The organism is Rhodococcus sp. ENV425 (assembly GCF_002887785.1).
Classification (GTDB): domain Bacteria; phylum Actinomycetota; class Actinomycetes; order Mycobacteriales; family Mycobacteriaceae; genus Rhodococcus; species Rhodococcus aetherivorans.
In genome coordinates this window covers 2,973-10,276 of the sequence record NZ_PCZU01000115.1, presented here as the reverse complement: position 1 = coordinate 10,276, position 7,304 = coordinate 2,973, and the positions used below count along the sequence as shown (strand labels likewise).

Annotated in this window: 6 protein-coding genes and 1 pseudogene; 6 read left to right on the top strand and 1 reads right to left on the bottom strand. The window is 69.7% G+C overall.

Annotated elements, in window-relative coordinates; translation table 11 throughout:
• Positions 1 to 214 precede the first annotated feature (214 nt).
• The 6 genes from CQZ88_RS08840 to CQZ88_RS08815 all read left to right on the top strand — a co-directional run bounded on the left by CQZ88_RS08840 (position 215) and on the right by CQZ88_RS08815 (position 7,091).
• Entirely contained in the window at positions 215 to 1,168 is a 954-nt protein-coding gene (locus CQZ88_RS08840) for a phosphotriesterase (protein WP_006938624.1), read from the top strand.
• Between the two features lie 71 nt (positions 1,169 to 1,239).
• Positions 1,240 to 2,367, top strand: coding sequence for an FAD-dependent monooxygenase (locus tag CQZ88_RS08835; RefSeq protein ID WP_006938622.1), 1,128 nt, complete (start codon positions 1,240 to 1,242; stop codon positions 2,365 to 2,367).
• Positions 2,368 to 2,371: 4 nt separating this feature from the next.
• Entirely contained in the window at positions 2,372 to 3,313 is a 942-nt protein-coding gene (locus CQZ88_RS08830) for an alpha/beta hydrolase (RefSeq protein ID WP_006938621.1), read from the top strand.
• Between the two features lies 1 nt (position 3,314).
• A complete protein-coding gene (locus CQZ88_RS08825) occupies positions 3,315 to 4,256 on the top strand; it encodes an MBL fold metallo-hydrolase (RefSeq protein WP_102799613.1) in 942 nt (313 codons plus the stop codon).
• A gap of 23 nt (positions 4,257 to 4,279) precedes the next feature.
• Positions 4,280 to 6,013, top strand: a complete 1,734-nt coding sequence (locus CQZ88_RS08820) for a CocE/NonD family hydrolase (protein ID WP_029542553.1) — start codon at positions 4,280 to 4,282, stop codon at positions 6,011 to 6,013.
• Between the two features lie 79 nt (positions 6,014 to 6,092).
• On the top strand, positions 6,093 to 7,091 hold the full coding sequence (locus tag CQZ88_RS08815) for a hypothetical protein (RefSeq protein WP_102799612.1): 999 nt from the start codon (positions 6,093 to 6,095) through the stop codon (positions 7,089 to 7,091).
• 24 nt (positions 7,092 to 7,115) lie between these two features.
• On the opposite strand, the pseudogene CQZ88_RS30695 reads toward CQZ88_RS08815, so the two are convergent.
• A pseudogene (locus CQZ88_RS30695) lies at positions 7,116 to 7,304 on the bottom strand (glycerate kinase); the annotation flags it as partial.

Below are 7,304 nucleotides of genomic sequence, written 5' to 3'. Positions count from 1 at the left end.
GAGACACGGGCCGGCCCGGCGGAGACACGGGCCGGCCCGGCCGCGACCTGCCGTTCAGCTACGTGCTCTCGACGTTCGTTCCCCTGCTCGCCGCGCAGGGTCTCGGCGACGAGGACATCCAGCGCATCCTCACCGGCAACCCGCGCGACCTGCTGGCCGTGCGCTGACGCCCCACCCGAAACCGCCGAAGAGATTTTCCCGAAGGGGAGTTGTTGTGTCGAGAGTGAACACCGTTCTGGGTCCGATCGCGACCGAGGAACTGGGCATCGTCGCCATCCACGAACACATCGGATACGGCATGCCCGGCTCCGAACTGGACACCCGATGGTGGAAGACCCCCGAGGAGCGCTACGAGGAGACCGTCCCGAAGCTGCGCAAGTTCCATGAATACGGGGGCGGCACCTTCGTCGACGTCACCGGCATCTGCAACGGCCGTGACATCGACTACTACAAGTCGCTGTCCGCCAAGACCGGCGTGAACATCATCGCCTGCACCGGATTCGTCGGCGGCGACACCGCCCTGCCGTTCTTCGAACGGGCGAGCGTGGACTACCTGACCCGGCAGTTCGTGCACGAGATCACCGTCGGCATCGGCGACACCGGCAGCCGCGCCGGCGTCATCAAGGTCGGGGTGAGCCGTGGTGGCCGGATGACGGAGCTGGACAAGCGCATCTACCGTGCTGCCGCTCGCGCCGCGCTGAGCACCGGCGTGCCGATCCTGACCCACCTGGCGATCGACGCCGAGAACGCCATCACCATCTTCAACGAAGAGGGCCTCCCGCTGGACCGCGTGCTGTTCGGGCACGCCGACGACGGCGTGAACGCCGAGAAGACGCGCGACACCTGGATCGCCGAACAGGGTGGCCGCGTCGGCTTCGACACCTTCGGATACGAGACCGAACTCGAGGACCCGCCGTTCTGGGCCCGGCCGCGCAAGGAACGCCTGGACCACTTCCTCCGGTTCCTCGGGGAGGGCCACCTCGACCAGGCACTCGCCGGCGTCGATGCCAACTGCAGCCCGCTCGGGTGGCCGGGTGTCAAGGGCCACACCGTGAACTACCTCTTCGAGGACCTCATTCCGGACCTGCGCGAGGCCGGTCTGGACGAGGCCACGATCACCACGCTGTTCGTCGAGAACCCGGCCGACTTCCTCACGATCCAGTCCTGATCGCCCCAGGACAACCCAGCGCATCCACTCCCAGGGCGCTCCCGTACGCCCGACCCAGAGAGAAGAGACCCATGCAGCCTTCAGACCTGAAGAACCTCCGCGTCGCCATCGTCGGCGCGGGATACGCCGGCGCGGCGGCGGCCAAGGCACTGAGCCTGCTCGGCGCCGATGTCGACGTGTACGAGCAGGCCACCGAGGTCCGGGAGGTCGGCGCCGGCATCGGTCTGCGCCCGTCCAGCATGGACCGCTTCCGCGAATGGGGGATCTTCGACGCGATCGCGAACGTGAGCTCGCCGAGTGACTACTTCGAGATCCTCACCGCCACCGGTGATCCGATCATGAAGGACACCTGGCCGGCCTCCGCCGACCAGACGAAGACCTACCTGATCCACCGCGGTGACTTCATCGACGCTCTCCTGGGCGTGCTCCCCGACGGCATGGTGCACCTCGGTCACAAGCTGCAGACCGTCGAGGACCGGGGCGACCGTTCCGTCCTCACCTTCACGAACGGCACGACCGTCGAGGCCGACCTGGTCGTCGGCGCCGACGGCATCAAGTCGGTGGTGCGCCGGGAGCTGTTCAGCGACAAGGACCCACGGTTCTCCGGCGAGCACGCCTACCGCGCAGTGATCTCCGTCGACGACGCCCACGGGATGGTCACCGACGACAATCTCCGGATGTACATCGGCAAGGGAACGAAGGTCTACCTGCTGCCGCTGCGCCACCGGGGCCAGGTGTCCTTCGACATCACTGCCCTGTGCCCGGACAGCACCTGGGCGCCGCAGATCACCAAGGACGATCTCCTGAGGACCGTCGAAGGCTTCGACGAACGCATCGTGAACATCACACGCGACCTCGACATGGACACCGTGAACATCCGCGCGGTCTACGACATCGACCCGGTCGACACGTGGCACTCGGACTCGGTCGTCCTCGTGGGCGACGCAGCCCACTCGATGCTGCACCACCAGGGCCAGGGCGCGAACTCGGCAATCCTGGACGCCGGCGGTCTCGCCGACGCCCTGCGGGAGGCGGACTCCGTCAGGGAGGCGCTCGCGTCGTACCAGGCAACCCGCAAGCCGGTGACGGACGAGCTGCAGCGCATCTCCCGTCAGGGATGGACCGAGGACGAGGTCAACGACGTCTTCCCCGGGCAGAAGCCGTCGTCCCAGGCGTCCGTCTCCCAGCCGCAGGTCTGACGCCATGGCACTGCATCCTCAGATCGCACAGGTCCTGGCGAACCTGCCGGCCCCGCCCGAGGGCCCGCTCGACCCCGCGGCCATGCGTGCAGCGGAGGAGTCGCAGGTTGCTCCCGTCGAGGAGCGCCTGCCCCTCCATGCCGTCGAGGACACGACCGCGCAGACCGCGTCGGGGGACGTGCCGGTCCGGATCTACACCCCGGTCGACGCCGACTCGTACGGACTGCTGGTGTACTTCCACGGCGGCGCGTTCTTCCTCGGAAGCCTCGACACGCACGACCACGTCGCGCGGAACCTGGCCGAGGAGACCGGGCTGAAGGTCGTCTCCGTCGGCTACCGCCGGGCACCCGAGGCGGCGTTCCCGGCCGGCCTCCAGGACTGCCTCGGGGTGGTCCGGTGGGCCGCCGAGAACGGCGAGGCCCTGAAGTGGAACGGTGAGACCCTTGCGCTGGCCGGTGACAGTTCGGGCGGCACCTTCGTCGCCGCCGTCGCCGCGATGGCCCGCGACGAGGGATTCGACCGCATCACGCATCAGGTCCTGTACTACCCGTCGCTGGACCTGGACTTCGACGTCGACCGCTACGCCTCCCTGCGGGAGAACGCCGAAGGGTACGGCGTGGAGACGGCCGGACTGAAGGGCTTCAACTCCTTCTACGTCGACAGCGGTGCCGACCCGGCCGACCCGCGGGTGTCGCCCATCAAGCGCGAGGATCTCACCGGGCTGCCCCCGGCGCTGATCGTCACCGCCGAGTTCGACCCCATGCGCGACGAGGGCGAGCTGTACGGCCGGCGTCTGACCGAGGCCGGAGTGGACGCGACGGTGCGGCGCTACGCGGGCGCCAATCACGGTTTCGTCCAGAACTTCTCGTGGATCCCGGAGTTCCACCGGGCGTTCGAGGAGACGGCGGAGTTCCTTCGGCAGGCCCGACCCGGCCGGGGGGAGTGACGTGGTGCAGGACGTGACGATTCATCCGCTCGTCTCACCCTGGGGTCGATTCGGTCTCTACAGCTTCTTCATCGACGCCCCGGAGCCGGCGATCGTCGACACCGGGATCGCCTCGTCGCCCGCCGAGGGCATGGCTCCTGCGCTCGAGGCTCTCGGGCGCAGGATCGAGGACGTGCGCTGGATCCTGTTGACCCACGGCCACATCGACCACATCGGTGGGGCGCACGCCCTGTGGGAACTCACCGGCAGACGGGCCCGGGTCGTGATCCACGAGGCCGACGCGCACCTGTTGCGCTCGCGGCGGGCCCACGTCGACGAGTACCTGTCGGTGCGTGGGCAGTACCTGCACGATCCCGAGGGCGCTGCGAAGCAGACCGCCACCGCGGAGGCCGTCATCTCCGGGGAGATGGAGCCGACGATGCTGGTGCGGGGCGGCGAAAGGCTGTCCCTCGGCGGCGACGTCACCGTCTCGGTGCATTCCATCCCCGGGCACACCGCAGGATCGGTCGCGTACGTCGTCGAGGGGCAGAACTCCGTGTTCGTCGGCGACGCCGTGCAGGTCCACGGGGCGGCCAACGGCTTCCCCGGCTACGAGGATCCGGACGCGTACCGGTCGAGCCTGCAGTACCTGCGGGACGAGATCCGCCCGAATCACCTGTACCTGGGGCATCCGTACCGTCGGGCGGACGGTGTCGCGTACGGCGTCGAACTCGATCGGGACCAGGCTGCCGAGGCACTCCGGGAGAGTGTGGACATCGAGGGCGGCGTCCGCGGCGCGGCCCATCGGTGCCTGTGCGCCGGTCTGCAGGAGACGGACTCGGCGTACTCGCCGTTCGCGCCGGTGGCGGAGGAACTCGGCTACGAGGGGGATCCGACGCTCGAACCGTCCCCGTTCTTCACGTCGCTGCACGGCTACCGCACACAGTTCACCCAGAAGTCTTGACAGAGGATAGGAGTCGCAGACTCATGGCCGATTTCGAAGAATTCGACGCGGGTGGGCAGACCATCCACATCCACAAGGATCTCCGGGTCCCGATGCGGGACGGGATCGAGCTGGCGGCAGACGCCTACCAGGGTGTCGACGACAAGCCTCGACCGGCGCTGGTCGCGCTGAGCCCCTACGGCAAGGAGCTGCAGGCGCTCGCCCTCACGACGCCGCCGCAGCGTCGCCCCAGCCCGATGTGGGACGGCTGCATCGAAGCCGGGGACATCGCCCGCGTCGTCGCGGAGGGCTACGTCCACGTGATCGGCGACCTGCGCGGCTCCGGCGCCTCCGAGGGCGAACACATCGGCAACTACAACGCCGGCGGCGTGCCGCTGGGGCAGGACGCCTACGACTTCATCGAGTGGGTCGCCGAGCAGCCGTGGTGCGACGGCAACGTCGGCATGATCGGCATCTCCTATTTCGGGTCGATGCAGGTGCTCGCCGCCGCGGAGCGTCCGCCGCATCTGAAGGCGATCTTCGTCAGCGGCGGCCACTACGACTTCTACGAGACCACCTACCACGGCGGCATCATGTGGTTCATGCCGCGGGCCGCCCGCGAGGGCCGCGGCGGCGACTCCGGCTGGGCCTTCACCGACAACGTCAAGTCCCGCATGCTCGAGACGTACTCCCCGGAGGAGATCAGGGAGCGCGTCGCCGAGCGCCTCGAGGATCCGGATGTGGCCGCCTGGCCGAACCTGGTCCACGTGCTGAACTACCCGAAGCACCACGAGGCCTGGTTCGACATCGTGATGAACGAGCTGGACGGCGAGTGGTACGAGGAGCGCAACCCCATCACTCTGGCCCCGAACATCGACATCCCGGTCTATCTGCAGATCGACCAGGGTCGCGGCTGGACGATGGACGGCACGATCGAACTCTTCGACGCGCTGAAGGGTCCGAAGAAGCTGGACATCGGCCCGTACCCGCCCATGCAGTCGCGCCCCTTCATCGAGGAGCACGACAAGATGTTCCGCTGGTACGACTACTGGATCAAGGGCATCGACAACGGGATCATGGACGAGCCCGCGGTGAGCGTCTTCGTCGAGGGCTCGCGTGAGCGGGTGACCGGCAACCAGTGGCCGCCGAAGGACATCGAATACACGTCCCTCTACCTGCGCCCGCGCGGCAAGCTCTCCACCGAGCCGGAGCCGATGGGTGCGCAGTACGCCGCCCCGGACGGCTTCTATCAGGCCCCGCTGACCGTCACCGACAAGGTCGAGATCCTGAGGTGGGAGACCCCGGTGTTCGAGGAGTCGACGGAGATGATCGGCACCGGTGCCGCGCACATCTTCGCGGAAATCGACCAGCCGGACTCGAACTTCATCCTGCGCCTGTGGGACTACGCCCCGGGCGGCAAGCGCCAGCTGATCACCACCGGCTACCTGAAGGCCTCGCACCGCGAGCTGGACGAGCGCACCACCGAGGGCAACCCGTACCACCCGCACACCCGCGCTGTGCCGGTCGAGCCCGGGAAGATCGAGGAGTACGTGCTGCGCCTCTACCCGTTCGCGAACACCTTCCAGCCGGGTCACAAGCTGACCGTGGAGCTGTCCAACGGGGAGCCGCTGGCCGACGAGCACAACGCGCTGCTCCCGCCGGATGCGTTCCACCTGCCGGTGGGCCGCCCGGTCACCCACAAGATCTACCGGGACGCCGCCCACCGGTCCCGGCTCGTGCTGCCGTTCACGACGCGCAGGGAGGGGGAGAAGGAGTAGCGACAGCGGTTTCGGACGCCACGTCCTTCCGCCACGGTGCGTTACGCTCGGGCATCGTCCCGTCGGCGGAAGGGCAGTGATGCGTGCGGTGCTCGGCGTTGCGATCGATGCCGGTGAGGTCTGTGCGGTGCTCGTGGATGCCGACGTTCCGGCGCTCGGACCGTTCGACACGCAGCGGTGGGCCGCCGGCGAACGCGCGGACGCGGAGGCGGTGCGCCGGGCGCTCGCGGTGATGACCGAGCGGGCCGCGCGGGCCGGGGTGCCGTTTGCCCGCGCCGGACTGGTGGCGTCCGAGGCGGTCGTGCCGGACCCCGGGGAGACCGCGGTGCCGGTGCAGGCCGTGGGGGTCGACGAGGCCCGGCTGGCCTTCCTCGCCGCGGCCCCGGAACTCGAGGGTGTACGGGTGGTGGCACTGATCGGCCGCGACGATGCGGCCACGACCGCGTCGGTCGCCGACATCCGTTCGGGGGCGGTCCTCGCGTCGGTCGCCGTGGCGGAGGACGACTTCGGTGGGATCGCCCCGGCCTTGCCGGAGGCCGCGGACGAGGCCGTGGCGCGGGCCGGGGTGGCGCCGGAGGCGCTGGCCTTCCTGGACCTGCGACCCGGCGACGCCGCGGTCGCCCGGGAGTTGTCCGCGGTGCTCGGCGTGCCGTTCGTGACCCCGCACGGCGTGCCGTGGCACCGGGCCACCGGAGCCGCGCTCGTGGCCGCACACACCGATCGGCCGCCGGCCCCGGCACCTTCCCCGGGCCGCCGGGTGGCGGTGCTGGTGTCGGCCCTCGTCGCGCTGGCCGTGCTGCTCGGCGGCGGGCTGGCCGTCGCCATCGGTGGGGCCGGACCGTCCGAGCCGCCGCGCTCGGCCGACGCCGTCCGGTCCGTGCCCGCACCGCAGACCAGCCTCTCGCCGGAGACCGGGACGCCGTCCGCGGTTCCGTGCCTGGGGCGCGACACTCCGGCCGCGCAGGAGCCCCAGATCCGTCCCGCGGGCTGGTCGGTGCGGGCGTCCGACCCCGATCTCGGCCCCCACCCCGGCCCGACGCCGCCGACGACGACCGTCACCGCACCCCCGTGCGAATGACGTTCCCCCGGAATATCGTTCGATTCAGGCGCGGCGTGCGAGCCGGGCGCCGGCCGCACGCATGGCGTCGAGATCGGTGGCGACCATGATCTCCGCGAATCGGTCGCGGTAGTCACCGAGGTCGTCGCCGACGGATCCCACCACCGCCACCACCGGCACCGTGTGGACCCGGGCGAGGATCGCCGAGACGATCTTTCCGGCACGGGACTGTCC

What these genes read in the sequence shown, in the direction of transcription:
- CQZ88_RS08820 (WP_029542553.1), top strand. Translation starts at nt 4,280, where the DNA reads ATGGCCGATTTCGAAGAATTCGACGCGGGTGGGCAGACCATCCACATC.
- CQZ88_RS08835 (WP_006938622.1), top strand. Translation starts at nt 1,240, where the DNA reads ATGCAGCCTTCAGACCTGAAGAACCTCCGCGTCGCCATCGTCGGCGCG.
- CQZ88_RS08830 (WP_006938621.1), top strand. Translation starts at nt 2,372, where the DNA reads ATGGCACTGCATCCTCAGATCGCACAGGTCCTGGCGAACCTGCCGGCC.
- CQZ88_RS08815 (WP_102799612.1), top strand. Translation starts at nt 6,093, where the DNA reads ATGCGTGCGGTGCTCGGCGTTGCGATCGATGCCGGTGAGGTCTGTGCG.